The sequence below is a fragment of the Allobosea sp. RIT-PG3_2 genome (assembly GCF_057321085.1).
This window is the reverse complement of record NZ_JBXWCA010000003.1, coordinates 347,761-366,956: the sequence shown is the minus strand read 5'-3', so window position 1 is coordinate 366,956 and position 19,196 is coordinate 347,761. Positions and strand designations below refer to the sequence as shown.

The 19,196-nt window shown below is 68.1% G+C and carries 20 protein-coding genes; 9 read left to right on the top strand and 11 right to left on the bottom strand.

Annotated elements, in window-relative coordinates:
- The first annotated feature begins 90 nt into the window (after nt 1-90).
- Both AC2FAN_RS12075 and AC2FAN_RS12070 read left to right on the top strand, forming a co-directional pair.
- On the top strand, nt 91-1,020 hold the full coding sequence (locus AC2FAN_RS12075; RefSeq protein WP_265052154.1) for a sulfite exporter TauE/SafE family protein: 930 nt from the start codon (nt 91-93) through the stop codon (nt 1,018-1,020).
- Nucleotides 1,017-1,787, top strand: coding sequence for a TIGR02186 family protein (locus tag AC2FAN_RS12070; protein WP_265052153.1), 771 nt, complete (start codon nt 1,017-1,019; stop codon nt 1,785-1,787). The genes AC2FAN_RS12075 and AC2FAN_RS12070 overlap by 4 nt, the downstream gene beginning before the upstream one ends.
- A gap of 165 nt (nt 1,788-1,952) precedes the next feature.
- On the opposite strand, the gene AC2FAN_RS12065 is transcribed toward AC2FAN_RS12070, so the two are convergent.
- Nucleotides 1,953-3,197 (bottom strand): molybdopterin molybdotransferase MoeA, encoded by a 1,245-nt coding sequence (locus AC2FAN_RS12065; protein WP_485174255.1) that lies wholly within the window; start codon nt 3,195-3,197, stop codon nt 1,953-1,955.
- Between the two features lie 182 nt (nt 3,198-3,379).
- Between AC2FAN_RS12065 and AC2FAN_RS12060 the strand changes: the two genes are divergently transcribed.
- The 3 genes from AC2FAN_RS12060 to AC2FAN_RS12050 all read left to right on the top strand — a co-directional run bounded on the left by AC2FAN_RS12060 (nt 3,380) and on the right by AC2FAN_RS12050 (nt 5,479).
- On the top strand, nt 3,380-3,607 hold the full coding sequence (locus AC2FAN_RS12060) for a sulfurtransferase TusA family protein (RefSeq protein WP_265052151.1): 228 nt from the start codon (nt 3,380-3,382) through the stop codon (nt 3,605-3,607).
- 109 nt (nt 3,608-3,716) lie between these two features.
- Complete coding sequence (locus AC2FAN_RS12055; RefSeq protein WP_265052150.1) at nt 3,717-4,832, top strand: Mrp/NBP35 family ATP-binding protein; 1,116 nt, start codon at nt 3,717-3,719, stop codon at nt 4,830-4,832.
- A 245-nt stretch (nt 4,833-5,077) separates the two neighbouring features.
- Nucleotides 5,078-5,479: an SRPBCC family protein gene (locus tag AC2FAN_RS12050; RefSeq protein ID WP_265052149.1), complete on the top strand. Its 402-nt coding sequence runs from the start codon at nt 5,078-5,080 to the stop codon at nt 5,477-5,479.
- 15 nt (nt 5,480-5,494) lie between these two features.
- Here AC2FAN_RS12050 and mobA read toward each other — a convergent pair whose 3' ends face one another.
- Both mobA and AC2FAN_RS12040 read right to left on the bottom strand, forming a co-directional pair.
- Complete coding sequence (gene mobA, locus AC2FAN_RS12045) at nt 5,495-6,121, bottom strand: molybdenum cofactor guanylyltransferase MobA (protein ID WP_265052148.1); 627 nt, start codon at nt 6,119-6,121, stop codon at nt 5,495-5,497.
- 34 nt (nt 6,122-6,155) lie between these two features.
- Nucleotides 6,156-6,671 carry a DUF2478 domain-containing protein gene (locus AC2FAN_RS12040; protein ID WP_265052147.1) on the bottom strand — a complete coding sequence of 172 codons (516 nt, stop codon included), beginning with the start codon at nt 6,669-6,671 and terminating at the stop codon, nt 6,156-6,158.
- 188 nt (nt 6,672-6,859) lie between these two features.
- Between AC2FAN_RS12040 and AC2FAN_RS12035 the strand changes: the two genes are divergently transcribed.
- Nucleotides 6,860-8,116: a peptide ABC transporter permease gene (locus AC2FAN_RS12035; protein WP_485174251.1), complete on the top strand. Its 1,257-nt coding sequence runs from the start codon at nt 6,860-6,862 to the stop codon at nt 8,114-8,116.
- An 8-nt stretch (nt 8,117-8,124) separates the two neighbouring features.
- Here AC2FAN_RS12035 and argE read toward each other — a convergent pair whose 3' ends face one another.
- A complete protein-coding gene (gene argE / locus AC2FAN_RS12030; protein WP_485174249.1) occupies nt 8,125-9,267 on the bottom strand; it encodes an acetylornithine deacetylase in 1,143 nt (380 codons plus the stop codon).
- A gap of 181 nt (nt 9,268-9,448) precedes the next feature.
- Here argE and AC2FAN_RS12025 point away from each other — a divergent pair, with 181 nt between their 5' ends.
- Nucleotides 9,449-10,417, top strand: coding sequence for a threonine ammonia-lyase (locus tag AC2FAN_RS12025; RefSeq protein WP_485174247.1), 969 nt, complete (start codon nt 9,449-9,451; stop codon nt 10,415-10,417).
- 9 nt (nt 10,418-10,426) lie between these two features.
- On the opposite strand, the gene AC2FAN_RS12020 is transcribed toward AC2FAN_RS12025, so the two are convergent.
- Nucleotides 10,427-10,846, bottom strand: a complete 420-nt coding sequence (locus tag AC2FAN_RS12020) for a D-Ala-D-Ala carboxypeptidase family metallohydrolase (RefSeq protein WP_485174245.1) — start codon at nt 10,844-10,846, stop codon at nt 10,427-10,429.
- A 342-nt stretch (nt 10,847-11,188) separates the two neighbouring features.
- Between AC2FAN_RS12020 and AC2FAN_RS12015 the strand changes: the two genes are divergently transcribed.
- Nucleotides 11,189-12,361 (top strand): M20 aminoacylase family protein, encoded by a 1,173-nt coding sequence (locus AC2FAN_RS12015; protein ID WP_265052143.1) that lies wholly within the window; start codon nt 11,189-11,191, stop codon nt 12,359-12,361.
- A gap of 9 nt (nt 12,362-12,370) precedes the next feature.
- On the top strand, nt 12,371-13,477 hold the full coding sequence (locus AC2FAN_RS12010) for an NAD(P)/FAD-dependent oxidoreductase (RefSeq protein WP_485174243.1): 1,107 nt from the start codon (nt 12,371-12,373) through the stop codon (nt 13,475-13,477).
- Between the two features lie 134 nt (nt 13,478-13,611).
- Here AC2FAN_RS12010 and eda read toward each other — a convergent pair whose 3' ends face one another.
- The 6 genes from eda to nikC form a co-directional block, all read right to left on the bottom strand.
- Nucleotides 13,612-14,256 carry a bifunctional 4-hydroxy-2-oxoglutarate aldolase/2-dehydro-3-deoxy-phosphogluconate aldolase gene (gene eda, locus AC2FAN_RS12005; RefSeq protein ID WP_476804718.1) on the bottom strand — a complete coding sequence of 215 codons (645 nt, stop codon included), beginning with the start codon at nt 14,254-14,256 and terminating at the stop codon, nt 13,612-13,614.
- 39 nt (nt 14,257-14,295) lie between these two features.
- Nucleotides 14,296-14,982: a 6-phosphogluconolactonase gene (locus AC2FAN_RS12000; RefSeq protein WP_485174241.1), complete on the bottom strand. Its 687-nt coding sequence runs from the start codon at nt 14,980-14,982 to the stop codon at nt 14,296-14,298.
- Nucleotides 14,982-16,484 (bottom strand): glucose-6-phosphate dehydrogenase, encoded by a 1,503-nt coding sequence (gene zwf / locus AC2FAN_RS11995; protein WP_476804716.1) that lies wholly within the window; start codon nt 16,482-16,484, stop codon nt 14,982-14,984. The genes AC2FAN_RS12000 and zwf overlap by 1 nt, the downstream gene beginning before the upstream one ends.
- Before the next feature lie 170 nt (nt 16,485-16,654).
- A complete protein-coding gene (locus AC2FAN_RS11990; RefSeq protein WP_485174238.1) occupies nt 16,655-17,407 on the bottom strand; it encodes an ABC transporter ATP-binding protein in 753 nt (250 codons plus the stop codon).
- Nucleotides 17,404-18,276: an ABC transporter ATP-binding protein gene (locus tag AC2FAN_RS11985; protein WP_485174236.1), complete on the bottom strand. Its 873-nt coding sequence runs from the start codon at nt 18,274-18,276 to the stop codon at nt 17,404-17,406. Before AC2FAN_RS11985 ends, AC2FAN_RS11990 begins: the two co-directional genes overlap by 4 nt.
- Before the next feature lie 4 nt (nt 18,277-18,280).
- Nucleotides 18,281-19,189 (bottom strand): nickel transporter permease, encoded by a 909-nt coding sequence (nikC, locus tag AC2FAN_RS11980; protein WP_485174234.1) that lies wholly within the window; start codon nt 19,187-19,189, stop codon nt 18,281-18,283.
- Between the last annotated feature and the right edge of the window lie 7 nt (nt 19,190-19,196).

The window sequence follows — 19,196 nt, the reverse complement described above, 5'->3', positions numbered from 1 at the left end:
CCATTTCAGCAACATCTTTTAACCTGGGCGGTTCAGTCTGGGACAAATCGGTGCAAGCAGCGGCTATGCACCCGCCTGCGAGGGGTAAGAGTGCAGATTTACCTGCCGATCGCCGAGCTTCCGATCAGCGTGCTGATGGTGCTCGGCCTGAGCGGCGCGGTCGGCTTCATCTCCGGCCTGTTCGGCGTCGGCGGCGGCTTCCTGCTCACGCCCCTCCTGATCTTCCTCGACATTCCCCCCGCCGTCGCGGTCGCGACGGTCGCGGCGCAGGTCGCCGGCTCGTCGATGACCGGGGTGCTGACCTATCTCAGGCGCAAGGCGCTCGACCTCAAGCTCGGGGGCGTCCTGGTCTCGGGCGGCATCGTCGGAACGGTCCTCGGCGTGCTGTTCTTCAATACGATGCGCCGGCTCGGCCAGCTCGAGCTCGTCATCACGCTGTCCTATGTCACGCTGTTCTCGATCATCGGCGGGCTGATGCTCTACGATGCGCTGCGCGCCATGCTGCGCGTCCGAGCCGGCAAGCCGGCGCGGCTGAAGCGGCGCGGCGGCATGCATCCCTGGTGGATGGGCCTGCCCTTCCGCCAGCGCTTCTATCGCTCCGGCCTGTATTGCAGCGTCCTGCCTATCGCCCTGCTCGCCATCATCATCGGCTTCATCGGCGCCGTGCTCGGCGTCGGCGGCGGGTTCATCCTGGTGCCCGGCCTGATCTACTTCTTCCGGATTCCGCCGGCCGTGGTGGTCGGCACCTCGCTCTTCCAGATCCTGGTGACGATGACGGGCGCGACCATCCTGCATGCGGTCACCAACCAGTCGGTCGACCTCATCCTCGCAACGCTCCTGCTTCTGGGCGGCGTCATCGGCGCGCAGTTCGGCGGACGGGCGGCGCGCAACCTCAACGTCGAGTCCTTCCGGCTCCTGTTGGCGCTGCTGATCCTCTCGGTCGGCCTGCGCTTCGCCATCGAGCTCTTCATTCCGCCGAACGAGCCCTTCTCGGTGGTGGTGCCGGAGAGCGCGCGATGAAGCGGGTCCTCGGCCTCCTCGCCGCGCTCTGCGCCGGTCTCGCGACAGTGGCGGCCCGGGCCGAGACGCTGATCGCGGCGATGTCGAGCCACCAGATCCAGATCACCTCGAACTACACCGGCAGCCAGCTGACGGTCTTCGGACTGGTCGAGCGCGATGGACGTACGGTCTCGCGCGGCGATCCCTACGACATCATCGTCACGGTCCGCGGCCCCCGGCGCATGCTGCTGGTGCGCGAGAAGGAGCGGCTCGGCCCGATCTGGATCAACCGGACGCAGCGTCGCTTCCCTGACAATCCGGTCTTCCTGCACGTGGCCAGCAACCGGCCGATCGCCGAGATGATGAACGCTGAGACCGCACGTCGCGGCCGCATCGGCCTCGCCAATGCCGAACTGCCGCAGGGAAACTGGGTCGATCTCGATCCCAGTTCGATCCGCTTCCGCGAAAGCCTCACCCGGATCATGCAGGCGAAGGACCTCTACGGCTACGAGGAGCGCGGCGTCACCTTCCTGTCAAACGCGCTTTTCAGCGCGCCGATCGACATCCCGGCCACGGCGCCGACCGGCTCCTACACCGTCGACATCGTGCTGTATTCCGGCGGGGTTCCGCTGGCGCGCCAGCAGACCAGCTTCGAGGTGATCAAGACCGGCATCGAGCAGCGCCTCGCTTCCGGAGCCTATGACTGGCCGCTGCTCTATGGTTTCGCGACGGCGCTGCTGGCGCTGCTCCTCGGCTGGGGAGCGAGCGTCGTCTTCCGACGCGATTGAGGCGGGCGGCCGCGCTGGGGCGTGCTTCGTCTTCACGGAAATGCGGGTCATCCCGGCCGGAGCGAAGCGGAGAGCCGGGATCCCTGAACCTCGATCGGCCGCGCTCTGGCATGGATCCCGGGTCAGGCCCGGGATGACGCAGTGGTTCCGTGAAAAATCAGCGAGCTAGTCGAGCAGACCGCCATAAGGCAGGAAGGCGACGCTCTCGCCCTCTTCCAGTTGCTCGACATGCTCGGCCAGCACGACAAGCCCGTCCGACTGCGCGAGCGAGGCGAGCGAGCCGGCGCCTTCGCCCGGATGCTTGCGCGCGATTACGACTCCATCGTCACGCCGTTCGATGGTCACGCGCAGGAACTCGCGCCGCCCGCCCTTCTTGCGATGACGGAAGCCCGCCGTGACCGGCAGCGCGACTGGCGCCTCGAAGGCCGTCCCGGCAAGCCGGGCCAGCATCGGCCGGGCGATGAACATGAAGCCCACGAAAACGGCGACCGGATTGCCGGGCAGGCCGATGAAGGGCGTGCCCGCGACCGACCCGATGGCGATCGGCTTGCCCGGCTTGATCGCGACACGCCAGAGATCGAGCGCGCCGCAGGCGGCCACCGCATCCTTGACGTGATCGGCCTCTCCGACGGAGACGCCGCCGGAGGTGACGACGAGGTCGCAGGCGCCGGCCGCCTCGCGCAGATGCCGCTCCAGCTCGCCGGGTTCGTCACGCAGGATGCCGAGATCGGCGACATCGGCGCCCGCTCGCGCCAGCAGGGCGCGCAACATCGCCCGGTTTGCGTCGTAGATCGCCCCCAGCGCGAGGGGCTGCCCAGGCTCGGTCAGCTCGTCGCCGGTCGAGAACACGGCCACGCGCGGGCGACGCCGCACCCGGACGTGATCCAGCCCCAGTGCCGCCAGCAGGCCGAGATCCTGCGGCCTCAGGCGTCGCCCCGCCGGCAAGGCCACCTGCCCGCGCGCGATATCCTCGCCTGCCAAGCGCAGATTAGCACCGCGCTTCAGGCCGGGAGGCAGACTGACCTCCCCGCCGTTCGGCGTGACATCCTCCTGCATGACGACAGTGTCGGCGCCGGCCGGAATCGGCGCGCCGGTGAAGATGCGCCAGGCGCCCCGCCCGAGCATTCCGCCCGTATCGCCCGCCGCGCTGCGGCCGAGGATCGGGAGACAGGTTTCAGTGCCGGGCGAGAGATCGGCAGAGCGGACGGCATAACCGTCGACCGCCGAATTGGAGAAAAGCGGCAGATCGAACGGCGCGATCACGGCCTCGGCCAGGGTGCGGCCATCTGCTTCGCCCAGGGGCAGAGCGAGAGCATCGGCCACCGGCGCGACCAGCGCGGCCGCGCGAGCCCCGGCTTGCTCGACAGTGATGAGCCCGGAATCCGTCCGGGCGCCGCTCAGCCGCGCCATCACGGCCCTCGCCCGCTTCGGCTCTTCGCTAGCATCGCCGCCGGCACTCCGTGTTATCCTGCCCGACCTTCATCGTCGCGGCGACGAGGCGGGTCAAGCATGCGGCATGGCGGCGGTTGCTCCAACCCGAACAGCCGTCCTATGAAGCAGTGCGACGACAACGGCCCGGCGGGCGCGAGACCATGGACACCATTCCGCTCGATCTGCGCGGCCTGAAATGCCCGCTCCCGGTGCTGCGCGTGCGCAAGGCGCTTCGCGGCGCGCGGGCCGGCAGCCTGCTCGTCGTGCAATGCACCGATCCGATGACGGTGATCGACCTGCCTAATCTCGCGCGCGAAACGGGCGATGCCATCGAGTTGCAGGGGGATGCGGACGGCGCCCTCGTCTTTCATATTCGCAAGGCGGCCTAGACAACCGCGTCATGCTCGGGCTTGACCCGAGCATCTCCTCGAAGAGATTCTCGGCTCTGCGCTGCGCTCCGCCCGAGAACGACGCTTCCGACAAACGGAGTTCGACAACGTGACCGTCTCCCAAGCCGATGTCCTGCGGGCGCTCGAACTGGTGGAGCTGCCGGCAAGCGGGCAATCGCTCGCCGCCTCCGGCCGCATCGGCGATATCCTGGTCGATGGCGGCAAGGTGATCTTCGCCATCGGCATCGACGCGACCGAGGCCGGCGCGATGGAGCCGGTGCGCAAGGCGGCCGAAAGCGCGGTCGGCGGCTTGCCGGGCGTGACCCAGGTCCTTGTCGGGCTGACCGCGGACAAGGCAGCGGCTTCGGCGGGCATGCAAGCCCGGCAACAGGCGCAGCGCCCCGGCCCCGGCGGCGCGCCCAAGCCTACCGGCGTTCCCGGCGTGAAGCAGATCATCGCCGTCGCCAGCGGCAAGGGCGGCGTCGGAAAGTCGACCACCGCGGCCAATCTCGCCGTCGCGCTCTCGACGCTCGGCCTCAAGGTCGGCGTGCTCGATTCCGACATCTACGGGCCGTCCATGCCGAAGATATTCGGCATCACCGGCAAGCCCCAGCTCGTCTCCGGCCGGACTCTGGCGCCGATGGAGGCCTATGGGCTCAAGGTGATGTCGATCGGCTTCCTCGTCGACGAGGAGACGCCGATGATCTGGCGTGGGCCGATGGTGATCTCGGCGATCACGCAGATGTTGCGCGAGGTCGCCTGGGGAGAGCTCGACATCCTCGTCGTGGACATGCCGCCCGGCACCGGCGATGCGCAGCTCACCATGGCCCAGCAGGTGCCGCTCGCCGGCGCCGTCATCGTCTCGACGCCGCAGGACCTGGCCCTGCTCGACGCGCGCCGTGGCGTCGCGATGTTCAGGAAGGTCGCGGTGCCGATCCTCGGCATCGTCGAGAACATGAGCTATTTTATCTGCCCGCAATGCGGGCACCAGTCCGATATCTTCGCCCATGGCGGGGCGCGGCACGAGGCCGAGCGGCTCCATATTCCCTTCCTCGGCGAGATCCCGCTGGCCATGCCGATCCGCGAGACCTCCGACGGCGGCCGGCCCATCGTCGCCAGCGACCCGCAGAGCTCGCATGCCAAGGCCTATATCGCGGTGGCGCGACAGGTGCAGGCCGGCCTCGGCGGCGCCATGCGGGCGGCACCACGGATCGTCATCGAGTAGCACCGACCGGCCGATGTCGGGGCTTGACAAGCAAGTAAATATGTTCTTCTTTTGTTCTCAGTATCGACCGACTTTACACGGAATCACGCCGTCATCCCGGACTTGATCCGGGATCCATGCCGGAGCGCTTCCGATCGAGGTTCGGGCATGGATCCCGGCTCTCCACGGAGTTCACCCTTGGGCCGACCAAAAGGCCGGACCCGAGGGCTCCGGCCGGGATGACCCGCGTTTGGGAGGACAGAGCCATGCCCGTCCAGCACGCCCGCCATATCGGCATCGGCATCGATCGCCCAGTGGAGGAGGTCTATGCCTTCCTGGCCGATCCGGCGAATTTCCCGCAATGGGCCGAAGGCCTCGGTCATAGTTTCGTGCATGTCGAAGGCATGACCTGGCGCGCCGAGACGCCGATGGGACCGATGCGCGTCCTGTTCAGCGAGCCGAACAATCACGGCGTGCTCGACCATGCAGTGATCCCCGAGCATGGGCCGGCCATGCACAACCCGATGCGGGTCGTCGCCAATGGCGACGGTGCCGAGCTGGTGTTCACGCTGTTCCAGCGCGAGGGTGTGTCCGACGATGAGATGGCGCGCGACGCGGCCATGGTGTCCCGCGACCTCGCGGTGTTGAAGGCCTTGCTGGAGCGGTAATGCCCGTCGCCGTGGCTAGATCGGCAACCCCGCGAGGCGTTCCGCTTCAACCAGATCTTCCGGCGAATTGATGTTGAAGAAGGGATCGAACGGCTCGGCCGGCCACTCGGCGACGGCAACGCCCTGCGCCTGCGTCCAGCGGCTGATCTTGCGTTCACCGGTCGCCAAGGCCTGGCGCAGCTCCTCTCGCAGCGAGACGGGCCAGAGCCCGATGGCGTGGTGCGCCTGCCCGGCGGAGGCGGCGCAGGCGAGCGGCACGCCCGCCGCGATGCGGGCCCGGTGCAGACGCGCGGCGAGATCGGTCGGGATGAACGGCGTATCGGCTGCGACACTCAGCAGCCACGCCGTATCCGGCCGGTGGCCCGCGAGCCAGTCGAGGCCGGCCAGGATGCCAGCAAGCGGGCCTGCGAAATCCGGCACCGTATCGGCGACGACCAGCAGGCCGCATGCCGCGAACCGGGCTGGATCGCCATTGGCATTGAGGAGAAGGCTGTCGCACTGCTCACCGAGCCGCCCGACGACATGGGCGAGGATCGTCCGGCCGGCGAGGATCTTCAGGGCCTTGTCGCCGCCGCCCATGCGGCGTGCGAGGCCGCCCGCGAGGATAAGGCCGACCGTGGGCGGCAGCGTGGCTCCCGTCATGCCAGACAATCCCGGCGCCGCATCACGGCGCCGGTCAGGCAGCGAGCCGGATCGCAGCCGCGACCCAGCGTTCGACCGCCACAGCGTCGGCCGCCAGCTCGACCCAGTCGTCTCCGGCGAAATCACGCCAGGCCGGCAGGAAATCGTGCCGTACCGCGATCAGCACGGGCAAGCCGGCCATCACCGCATCGGCGATCTCCTGACGCAGCCCCTCGCCCAGGGCCTCCTGCTTGCCGAACTTGTTGACGATGACGAGATCGACCCGCTCGGCCAGCGCGCCGGCAAAAGCGGCCGAGGCAGCGGCAAGCCCGGCCGCATCCAGATGACAACCTGCGGCGGCATCGCCGAGATTCTGGCTGATCGGGAAGCGCCGGCCGCTGCCGAGATCCTCAAGCGACATCGCCATGCAGCGATCGTCGCAGGCATCATCATTGTGCTGGACGACCCCGCCGAGACGCAGACCGCGCTGTCTCAGCTGCGCCGCCAGTCCCTGCATGAAGGCGTCGATCGCGGAACCGCTCGCATAAGGAATGGCAGCCAGCATCGTCATGCCGGATTCCTCTCACGAACGGCCGCGCGACGCCAGAGGCGGTGGCCGCAAGACTTTGTCACGCGACCGAGAGATGCCGGCGCAGTGTTGCGCCGCACCTACAGTCGTGCGCTTACAGTCTCGCTAGGGTGGCGAAGGTTTGTCTCGGGCAACCGGGCCGGCCGCTGCCCATCACGCCGTCGGAACGCATGATCCGCAACAACGCCCAAACCCCGCTCGACCCGGCGACCGACGCCGCCCTGCTGCTGCGGCGCATCGGCTTCGGCACGCTTGCGCTTGTCCTGCCGCTGGCGGCGCTGGTCTCGCGCCGCGCCGCCGTGGTGCTCGTGCCGATCGGAATCGCGCTGCTGATTATCGCGGCACTGGTCGAAGAGCCCGGCAGGTTCGCCGGCGCGTTCAAGGAAGCCGTGCTCAGCCGCCCGGGCCTGATCCTGCTAGGCCTCGTGGCCTGGGCGTTCCTCTCGCTGGTGTGGAGCCCCTTCCCGGCTGCCGCGGCCGAGAAGGCCGGTAATCTGATGCTCGCCGTCGTGCTCGGCTTTGCCGGGCTTTCCGCCCTGCCCGAGCGGATGCGCTCCTCGAACCTGAACCTCTCGCCGCTCGGCACCGGCAGCGCCGGCATCTTCGCGCTCGGGCTGATCATCATCGCGGCGCTCAGGCATGCCGAAACGCCGCCCGGCGCGGTCGAGCGCGGCGTCTCGGTCGTTCTCATCACGGCCTGGCCGGCGCTCGCCTGGCTGCTGTCACGCGAAAGGGGGATGAGTGCGCTCGGCCTCGCACTCGTCGTGGCTCTGCTGGCGCTGACGCGCTTCGAGGATGGCGAGACCGTCGCGATGATCTTCGGGGCCGTGGCCTTCGGAGCCGTGACGGCCAGCCGCGAGCGGGCCGCGCAGGTGATCGCCACGATCATCGCCGGGCTGATGCTGTTCGCGCCGATCCTGCCCTTCCTGCTCGCGCCGCTGGTTTCGGCGCTGCCCGACAGCGCCGACGGCTTCGCGCAGATGCTCTCGATCTGGGCGGATGTGATCCGCCAGTCGCCGATCGAGCTCATCACCGGGCACGGGCTCGACACGGTCGTCCGCGGCCAGATGAACGGGACGCTGCCGCAGCCAGCGCCAGCCACGCTGCTGTTCGAGACCTGGTATGAGCTCGGGCTGGTCGGCGCCGCAGCCGCCGCCGCTTGTCTCTATTTCGCGATCCGCGCCGCCGGCCGGATGCCGGGAGCGCTGGCTGCCGGCGGCGTCGCCGCCTTCACCACGGCCTTTGCGCTCAGCGTCTTCGGCTTCGCGCCATTGCTGCCGTGGTGGCTGATGACGCTGACCTCCGTCGTGCTGCTGTTCGGCGCCATCGCCCGCGGCCAGTACCGGACCGACCGGCCGGCGGTGCCGCTGCCGATGCGCCCCGCCGGCCATAAGCGGCCGAAGGCGGGCGAACCGCCCGCGGCCTGACGGCTGCCTCAGCGGGAGAGCTCGGCGATAAGCGCGCGCTGGAACGCGGCGCCGGCTTCGAGCTGCGAGACGGCGATGAACTCGTCCGGCTGATGTGCCTGGGCGATGTCGCCGGGACCGCAGACCACGGTCGACCAGCCGGCGCGCTGGAACAGCCCGCCTTCGGTTCCGTAGGCGACGACATGGCTGCCATTATCGCCGGTGAGCCGCCGGCAGAGCGCCTCGGCCGCGCCGTCCGTCTCGGGGCCCATGGCGGGCGTGTTCGAGGTGATCTCGAAGTCGATGCCGCTTTTGGGCGCGATCGCCTGCATCCGCGCCTCGATCTCCGCGATTTTGGCGCGATAGCGGGCGGCGTAATCCTCGTGGCTGTCGCCGGGGACGCATCGCACCTCATGGGCGAAGGTGCAGTGCTCCGCCGTGATGTTCACAGCCGTGCCGCCCTGGACGACGCCGACATGCAGCGTGCTGTAAGGCGGCTCGAAGCCGTTGCCGGGCGCCGCCGCCTTGTTCTGCGCCATCACCTCGTTGTGCCAGTGGATCAGCTCGCCCGCGACCATTACGGCGGGCACACCGATATCGACGCGGCTGGAATGCACGGCGTGACCGCGCACGGTCGTGCGCATACGCATGGCGCCTTTGTGGCCGGTCACGACCTGCATCATGGAGGGCTCGCCGACGATCACGGCCGCGGGATTCATCCCATCAGCCTGCATCGCCTCGATCATCACCCGCGCGCCCCGGCAGCCGACCTCCTCGTCATAGGAGAGCGCGATATGGATCGGCCGCTTCAGGGGCGCCGCCAGCATCTCCGGCACGAGCGCCAGCGCGATCGCGTCAAAGCCCTTCATGTCGCAGGCACCGCGGCCATAGAGCCTGCCGCCGCGCTCGGTCAGGGTCCAGGGGTCGGACGTCCAGGCCTGCCCGGCTACCGGCACGACGTCGGTATGGCCGGAGAGCACGACGCCGCCATCGCCCTTCGGCCCGATCGTCGCATAGAGATTGGCCTTCTGGCCGTCCTCGCTCGGCGCGAGCCTGCTCTCGACGCCGAGCAAGGCGAGATAGTCGCGGCAGAAATGGATCAGGTCGAGATTGCTGCGCTGCGATTCCGTGTTGAACGAAACCAGCTTCGCAAGCATCTCTTTCGGCGTCATCGTCATCGCATCCCTCTTCCAAAGGCCCTGCCGCGAGCAGGTTTCGTGACAGCAAGCTAGGACCTGCCAGGGAGCAGGGACAAGGCGAAACCCGTCTCGCTCGCGCTTGACGGCCTTGCACGGGACGCGCTCTCGTGCGGCAACAGGTGCCGCCGCGCCCAGAACAGGACCGAAACCCGCCATGCCGTTCGATGTCACCCTCGCCGATATCCAGGCTGCCGCCGTTCGTATCGCCGGCAAGGTCCGCCGCACGCCGACCTATCACAGCGCCGGCCTGTCGGAGCGGCTCGGGGTCGAGACCTGGGTGAAGCTCGAAAGCCTGCAGCTCGGCGGCTCCTTCAAGGTGCGTGGCTGCTTCAACAAACTGGCGGCGCTGACCGCTGCCGAGCTCGCGCGCGGCGTCGTCACCGTCTCCGGCGGCAACCACGCCATCGCCGTCGCGCTCGTCGCGCGGGCGGTCGGCACCCGGGCGCTGGTGCTGATGCCGAAGGCGACGCCGGCCCTCAACATCCGGCGGACCGAGGAGGCCGGCGGCGAGGTCGAGCTCTGCGACGATTCGATCGCCGCCTTCGCCAAGGCCGAGGACTATGCCGCAGCGGGCATGATCCACGTCCATTCCTATGACGACCCCGCGATCATCGCGGGCCATGGCACGCTGGGGCTCGAACTCGCCGCCGATGCCGGCGGGCGCATCGATCATGTCTTCATCTCGATCGGCGGCGGCGGTTTCTCGGCCGGGGTCGGCGCGGCTCTGAAGGGGCTCGACCCTGCGGTGCGGCTGCACGGCGTCGAGACCGAGGGCGCGACGACGATGACGCAGGCGCTCGCCGCCGGTGAGCCCGTCCCGATCCGCTCGACCTCGATCGCACGCACGCTTGGAGCGCCCTTCGCCACCGAGCGCACCATGGCGGCTGCACGGCAATTCCTCGAGGAGATCGTCGTGGTGCCGGATGGGGACGCGGTGCGGGAACTGATCTGGGTGCTGCAGAACGAGCGCGTGCTGGTCGAGCCGGCGGCGGCCTGCGTGGTGGCCGCCGCGCTGGCGTGCAAGGAGAAGTTCCGACCCGGGGAGCGCGTCTGTCTCGTGCTCTGCGGATCGAACGTCGCGGTCGAGGATATCGCGCGCTGGCGGACCGAATTCGGGCTCTGAACGGTTAGATCAACCGCCGTTGCGGGCCAGCTTCGCGTAGCGGCTGCGCTTGCCGGCGGAGGCATAGCGGCTGCGCTTCTGGCCGTGCCAGGAGACCTCGCGCTCGCCGATATCGGCATGAACGAGGCCGTTGGAGTAGGTACCCACACCGCCGACATTTTCGAGCGCGCGGGCGATCGCAGCCGCTTTCCGTGGCGAGGTCCCCAGCGGCCGGAAATCGATCGCCTTGCCGCTATAGTGCTGCGAATGGCGGGCGTGGCGGCCGCCGCAGGTCGAGGTGATCTGGATCGGCCCGATTTTCGCGATGAGCTCGGCGACCATCGCCAGCGTCTCGGGCTTGAGGCAGCCCAGGCCCTTGACCTGAGGCTGAAAGGAAATTTTCTCGGAGGGAATGTTGGCCAGGGCCACCGCAGGCAAGAAACCGAACATCAACGCAAGCAACAACGAACGACGCATCATCTACCAAACATGAGAAGGGGGAAAGGAATGATCAGGTCAGAGATTCTCGATGACCTGAACGAACGCCGCCTCCGCTATTGGCAAAGGAAGGCCAAATCATGGCTGGCGGCTTTCCGATCTATTACGTAGATGCAATCCAAGAGGCCTTCGGAGCGGAATCAACGGCACATCATCTTGTCAGATCACTGACCGCCATTCCGCAAAGGCCCGCCCCCTGCGCGCTGCCGGCTTGGACAGGCGGGCCGGGCCTGGGCTAGCGTGCGGACGGCACCCGCTTTCTGCGCGGCGCCCCATGCTATCTCAGAGGATACGATGCCCAAGACCGACATCATCGCGGCGCTGACTCCGGAAATCACCGCGATCCGCCGCGACATCCACCGCCACCCCGAGCTGATGTACGACGTTCACCGGACTGCCGGCCTCGTCGCCGACAAGCTCAAGGAATGGGGCGTCGACGAAGTCGTCACCGGCATCGGCCAGACCGGCGTGGTCGGGATCATCAAGGGCAAGGGCCAGAATTCCGGCAAGGTCATCGGCATGCGCGCCGACATGGACGCCCTGCCGATCCATGAGGAGACCAATCTCGAGCACCGCTCGACCGTGCCTGGCAAGATGCATGCCTGCGGCCATGACGGCCACACCGCCATGCTGCTCGGCGCCGCGAAGTACCTGTCCGAGACCCGCGACTTCGACGGCACCGCCGTGCTGATCTTCCAGCCTGCGGAGGAAGGCGGTGCCGGCGCCAAGGCGATGATCGACGACGGGCTGATCACCCGCTTCGGCGTGCAGGAGGTCTATGGCATGCACAACCGGCCGGGGCTCGCGCTCGGCCGCTTCGAGATCGCCAAGGGGCCGGCGATGGCCGCTGCCGACCGCATCCACATCAAGATCGAGGGCAAGGGCGGACACGCGGCAGCACCGCACAACGTCAACGACCCGATCGTCGCCTCCTGCGCCCTGGTCAGCGCCCTGCAGACGGTCGCCTCGCGCAATGCCGACCCGCTCGAATCCATCGTCGTCTCGGTCACTGCGCTCAATGCCGGCGAGGCCTTCAACGTCATTCCGCAGACGGCGGAGATCAAGGGCTCGGTGCGCACGCTGACGCCGAAGACGCGCGAACTCGCGCAGAAGCGCATCACCGAGATCGTCGAGGGCGTGATGAAGGCCTTCGGCATGAAATACGACCTCGAATACCATCTCGGTTATCCCGTGACCTTCAACCATGCCGGCCAGACCGATTTCGTGACTAGCGTCGCCAAGGAAGTCTTCGGGTCGGATGCGATCACCACCGACATCCCGCCGACCATGGGCTCGGAGGACTTCTCCTACATGCTGGAGGAGCGCCCCGGCGCCTTCATCAACATCGGCAACGGCGACTCGGCGGGGCTGCACCACCCGGCCTATGAGTTCAACGATGCGGCGATCCCCGTCGGCGTGAACTACTGGGCGAGCCTGATCGAGATCGCCATGCCGCAGCGGGCCTGACGCCTCACGATGAGCGACATCGATTGCCTGGTGATCGGGGCCGGCGTCGTCGGCCTCGCGGTGGCCCGCGCGCTGGCGCTGGCCGGCCGCGAGGTCGTCATCGCCGAGGCTGCCGACGGCATCGGCACCCAGACCTCGGCGCGCAACTCCGAGGTCATCCATGCCGGGATCTACTACCCGCCCGGCTCGCTGAAGGCCCGTGTCTGCGTCGAGGGCCGTCAACAGCTCTACCGCTACCTCGAAGAGCGCGGCCTGCCCCACAAGGCCTGCGGCAAGCTGATCGTCGCCACCTCCGAAGCCCAGAAGCCGGCGCTGGAGACGATCATGGCGCGGGCGAAAGCCTCCGGCGTCGATTCGCTGCGCTGGCTCTCGGGCGCCGAGGCCAAGGCGATGGAGCCGGAGGTGCGCTGCGAGATCGCCCTGCTCTCACCCGAGACCGGCGTGGTCGACAGCCATGCGCTGATGCTCTCGCTGCTCGGCGAGTGCGAGGCGGCCGGTGGCTCGCTTGCGCTGAACACGCCGATCGCCGGTTGGCGGCGCGAGGCGGAGGGCTTCAGCGTGGATTTCGGCGGCGCGGAGCCCGCGACCTATTCCGTGCGGACGATCGTCAATTCGGCGGGGCACGGCGCGCCGAAGCTGCTCGGCCTGCTCGCAGGCTTCCCGGCCGAGCATGTGCCGATCCAGCACTACGCCAAGGGCAACTACTTCGCGCTGACGGGGCGGCAGCCCTTCAGCCATCTGGTCTATCCGGTGCCGGAAGCGGCCGGCCTGGGCATCCACGCCACGATCGACATGGGTGGGCGCGTCAAGTTCGGCCCCGATGTCGAATGGGTCGGGAGTGACCAGGATCTGGTGGTCGACCCGCCGCGGGCGGAGAAGTTCTACGCGGCGATCCGGACCTACTGGCCGGCATTGCTGGATGGAGCGCTGGTCGCCGACTATGCCGGCATCCGGCCGAAGCTGCACGGCCCAACCGAGCCGATGCCGGATTTCCGCATCGACGGGCCGGAGGTGCATAGGGTGGCGGAGCTGGTCAACCTCTTGGGCATCGAGAGCCCGGGGCTGACCAGTTCGCTGGCGATTGCGGAAATGGTGCGGGAGAAGCTGGCGGCATAGAGCGCGTCATGCTCGGGCTTGACCCGAGCATCTCATGCCGAAAGAAACTCCAGAGCCGCATCCTGCCAGAGATTCTCGGGTCTGCGCTTCGCTCCGCCCGAGAATGACGCAGGGCGTACGCGCATGCGGCGAAGTCAGCTCCGTGCCTTCACAAACGCTTCCTTCGCCTCGCGCGCCAGCGTTGTGATGCGGCTCCAGTCGCCGGCGGCGATCGCATCGGCCGGGACGAGCCAGGAGCCGCCGACGCAGATCACCTGCGGCAAAGCGAGGTAATCACCGAGGTTCTTGAGGCCGACACCGCCGGTCGGGCAGAAGCTCATCTGCGGGAACGGGCCGGAGAGCGCCTTCAGTGCCGGCGGGCCGCCGGCCTGCTCGGCCGGGAAGAACTTGGCGGTGGTCCGGCCGGCCGCGACTGCGCGCATGCAGTCAGACGCCGTGGCGACGCCCGGCAGCCAGGGCAGACCCGCCTCGCGCAAAGCCGCATCGACGCCTTCGCTGAAGCCGGGGCTGACCACGGCCTGCGCGCCGGCATCCTTGACCTGCGTCACCTGGGCCGGAGTCACCACCGTGCCGGCCACGGCCAATGCCTTCGGCACCGACTTCGCGATGGCCGCAAGCGCCTCCATCGCGCCGGGACGGCGCAGCGTGACCTCGACGACGTCGATGCCGCCGGCGACCAGCGCATGGGCGAGATCCACAGCACGCGAGGCGTCCTCGATCACGACGACAGGGATCACGCCGCAGCTCTTCAACCGGGCAATCGCGGCAGTTTCGTCCATGGCCTCGTCTTTCAATCGATTTGAGCGGGTGAGCGGGCTCTACTCCTTCGCCCAGTAGACGTCGAGCCCCTGCTCGCGGCCGATCAGCATGTCGACCGGCAGCGGTGCCTTGCGGTTGGAGGCTTCCTTGAGGACGGCTTCCTTGGCGCCGCCGGAGACGAGCAGGCCCGCCCAGCCGGCATCGACGAGGCGCGCCGGCGAGAGCGACAGTCGTGGCGGCAGGCCGGGCGGGCGCGCGACGACGATGCCGCTATCGGGCACCGCGCTGAACGTGGTCTCGGCGCCGGGAAAGAGCGAGGCGATGTGACCATCCGCGCCCATGCCGCTGACAAGCAGGTCGAGTGGCGGATGTTCGGCAAGTCGCGCGCCAAGCAGGGCTGCCGCAGCCTCGATATCGCTGCCGTGGCCGTGAAAGGAGAGGAAATCGGCGCGTCCCTCGGCCAGCGGCGCGAACTGCCCTCGGATCATGCGCTCGTTCGAGGCCTCGTCGTCGGATGCGACGAAGCGCTCGTCGGTCGGCAGCAGCGTGACCTTGTCCCAGGCGAGATCTTTCTGCCCGAGAGCGGCGAGAAAGCGCGCCGGCGTCGTGCCGCCGGGGACTGCGAGCAGCGCCTTGCCCTTCTCGGCGACGACCTCCCGCAACCGCACCGCGACGGCCTCGCCCAGCGCCTCGGAGGCGTCGGCAAGGGTGGCGAAACGCTGCCAGGCAAGCGGGCCGGCCGCCATCAGACGAAATCCGGATCGGCCCAGGAACGGCCGTCGCGCTCGATCAGGCCGATCGCCTGCGACGGCCCCCAGGAGCCGGCGGCATAGCGATGCGGATGCGGGCTGTAATCCTGCCAGCCGGCGATGATCGGATCGACCCAGGTCCAGGCCTGCTCGACCTCGTCGCGATGCATGAACAGGGTCTGGTCGCCGCGGATCACATCCGTCAGGAGGCGCTCATAGGCATCCGGCGTGCGCTCGTCGAAGGCGGTGGAATAGCGCAGGTCGAGCTGGCGCGGCACGATCTTGAGGCGTCCGGAGCCCGGCACCTTCATCATCAGCTGGAGCTGGACGCCGTCATTGGGCTGCAGGCGGATGAAGAGGCGGTTGGCGTCGAGCCGGTCGCAGGTGCCGTTGCCGAAGATCGAGTGCGGCACCGGCTTGAAGGTGACCGCGATCTCGGAATAGCGCTGCGCCATGCGCTTTCCGGTGCGCAGATAGATCGGCACGCCGGCCCAGCGCCAGTTGTCGATCTCGCAGCGCACGGCGACGAAGGTCTCGGTGTTGCTGCCGTGGCCGAGCTCCTCGGCATAGCCGCGAACCCGCTGGCCATCTATCTGGCCGGGTCCGTACTGGCCGCGCACGGTGTAGCGCTGGACGTCAGGCCCGACGATGGGACGCAGCGCCTTCAGCACCTTGATCTTCTCGTCGCGGACGGCGCCGGCTTCCAGCATGTTCGGCGGCTCGATGGCGAAGAGAGTGAGCAGCTGCATGAGATGGTTCTGCACCATGTCGCGCATATGCCCGGCCTTGTCGTAGTAGCCGGCACGGCTTTCGAGACCGACCGTCTCGGCCACGGTGATCTGGACATGATCGATGTCGCGGCTCGACCAGGACCGCTCGAACAGCGTGTTGGCGAAGCGCAGGACGAGCAGGTTCTGCACCGTCTCCTTGCCGAGATAGTGATCGATCCGGTAGGTGCGGCTTTCGGGCAGGATACGCCCCACGGCGTCGTTGATCTGGCGCGCCGAGGCGAGATCGCGGCCGAGCGGCTTCTCGAGGATGACGCGCGAGGTCGGCGTCAGGATATCGGCCTTGGCGAGGTTCTCGCAGATCGGGATGAAGAGATCGGGCGGGGTCGAGAGATAGAAGGAGCGGACGCGCTCGCTGTCGCCCAGCGCCTTCTTCAGCGCCTTGTAGGTTTCCGGCTGGACTGCATCGAGCAGCACCATGGTGAGCCTGCGCAGGAAGGACTCGACCTGATCCTTCGGAATGCCTTCCTCATGGAGCCGCTGGGCGATCTGCTTCGGTAGCCCCTCTACATCCTCCTCCTTGCGGACGATCGCGAAGATGCGGCTTTCCTCGGGCAGAACCCCTTCGCGATTGCGCTGGCCAAGAGCCGGAAAGAGCTTGCGCAAGGCGAGATCGCCGCCGGCGCCGAAGATCACCAGATCGAAAGGCGGGACCGGCGTCCTCTCGGGAATGCTCTCGGGCCGAAGCGCATTGTCGACGATGGCGTCCATGGAACTCACAACTCCGTAAGGCGGTGCCGGTTTCGTAATGCCGGCGCAAAGCCTTGCCGCTCGACCGGCCTGTGTCGAACGTGAAGCGCATAGCGCAAGGCTGCGACCAGAGTGAGACGATTTGGCCCCGCTGCAAAGAGGCAATGGCGCTCGGCCGTTGCGCGTCCCGCTCAGCCGGTGCGGCTGAACCCCGCGCTCGCCGCCAGAAGCTGCTGCGCATAAGCCGTCTGAGGCTGGCGCGCGGCCAGCGTCTCGACGGTCATCTCCTCGACGGCGCGGCCGAACTGCATGACCAGCAGCCGCTCGCACATATGGCCGACGACCGCGAGATCATGGCTGACGAGGATATAGGTCAGTTTGCGCTCCTGCCTGAGCGCCGCGAGCAGGTTCAGCACCTCGGCCTGGATCGAGACGTCGAGCGCCGAGGTCGGCTCGTCGAGCAGCAGGATCGAGGGTTCGAGCACGAGGGCGCGAGCGATGGCGACGCGCTGGCGCTGGCCGCCCGAGAGCTGGTGCGGATAGCGGAAGCGGAAGGAAGCGGGAAGGCCGACATCGGAGAGCGCCTTGCCGATCCGCGCCTCGGCATCGCGGACACCGTGAATGGCGAGCGGCTCGGCCAGCGTGTCGTCCACCGTCTTCTTGGGATGGAGCGAGCCATAGGGGTCCTGAAAGACCATCTGGACATGGCGGTAGAAGGCCTTGTCCCGGACCTTGGGCTGCGCCGCGCCTTCGATCGCGACCGCGCCGCCCCAGTCGCGGTTGAGGCCGGAGAGCACGCGCAGCACGGTCGACTTGCCGGAGCCGGACTCGCCGACCAGGCCGTAGCTCTCGCCATGGTTCACGGTGAAGGAGAGATCCTTCACGACATGGGAATCGCCGAAGGAGACGTTGAGCTTGTCGACGGAGATCGCAGCGTTCGTCATGCCAGCCAGGCCGGGTCGCGGTTGAGGGTGGCGAGCTTCGCCCGGGGATGGCCGAGGTCCGGCAGGCATTCGAGCAGGCCGAGCGTGTAGGGATGGCGGCGGCCGCGCGCGGAAGGGTCGGCCAGCTCGGCCGCCGGCAGCGTCTCCATGACCTTGCCGCCATACATGACGATGACGCGGTCGCAGAAGGATTGCACCAGATGCAGGTCGTGGCTGATGAAGATCAGCCCCATGCCGCGCTCGGTCACGAGATCGTCGAGAATCTTGAGGATCTGGAGCTGGACGGTGACGTCGAGCGCCGAGGTCGGCTCGTCGGCGATCAGGATTTCGGGCTCGGCGATCAGCATCATCGCGATCATGACGCGCTGGCCCATGCCGCCCGAAACCTCGTGCGGGTAGAGGTCGTAGACGCGCGCGGGCTCGCGGATCTGCACCTGCTCCAGCATGGAGAGGCTGCGCTCGCGCGCCTCGCGGCCGCCGGCCTTGCGGTGGATGCGGTAGGCCTCGGCGATCTGGCTGCCGACGGTCTGCACCGGATTCAGAGAGAATTTCGGGTCCTGCATGACCATTGAGATGTGCCGGCCACGCAGCTTTCGCCGCGCACCCTTGTCCATCGTCATCAGGTCCTGGCCACGGAAGCGCATGGCGTCGGCTCTGACGACACCAGGATGCGGGATCAGGTCGAGGATGGCGCGGCCGGTCATCGACTTGCCGGAGCCGGACTCGCCGACGATGCCGAGGCGCTCGCGCCCGAGCGTGAAGGACAGTCCGCGCACGGCATGGACGATGCCGGTCGCGGTGTGGAAATCGACCTTGAGATTGTCGACTTCGAGAAGCGGCTGTTCGCTCGTCATGGCCTCGCGCGTCATGGCTTCACCTGGCATCCATGACGTCGCGCAAGCCGTCGCCGAGCAGGTTGAAGCCGAGCGCGACGACGCAGATGGCGAGGCCCGGGAAGGTCGCGACCCACCACTGGTCGAAGATCTGCTCGCGCCCGGCCGAGATCATCGCGCCCCATTCCGGCATGGGCGGCTGCGCGCCGAGGCCGAGGAAGCCGAGGCCCGCGGCGGTGAGGATGATGCCGGCCATGTCGAAGGTGGTGCGCACGATCAGCGAGGGCATGCACATCGGCACGACATGCTTCCAGATGATGCGGGCGCGCGAGGCGCCCTGCAGGCGCATCGCCTCGATGTAATCCTGGTTGCGGATCACCATGGTCTCGGCGCGGGCGACGCGGGCGTAGGGCGGCCAGGTCGTGATCGCGATGGCGATGATGGCGTTGACGATGCCCGGCCCGAGCGCCGCGACGAAGGCCAGCGCCAGCACGAGACGCGGGAAGGCCAGGAAGACGTCGGTGATGCGCATCAGCAGCCGGTCGACCCAGCCGCCGAAATAGCCGGAAACGGCGCCGATCAGCAGGCCGAAGGGCCCGACCGTGACGACGACCAGCAGCACGATGACCAGCGTGATGCGCGTGCCGTAGACGATCCGGCTGAAGATGTCGCGCCCGAGCGCGTCGGTGCCGAACCAGTTGGTCGTGGAGGGCGGCAACAGCCGCTTGTCGAGCGCCTGTGCGAGCGGGTCGAAAGGCGCGATCAGCGGCGCGAAGGCGGCGACCAGCAGCAACAGGACGATGATGGCGAGGCCTGCGACCGCCATCGGATTGCGCCGAAAGGCGAGCCATTGGCGATAGAGCTGGCCGAGCCGGGCCTGGCGGCGCGACCCGGGTGAATCGCTGATAAGCCAGGCATGCAAGTCGGCGGAGGGGGAGGTGTCGCTCATATCCGCC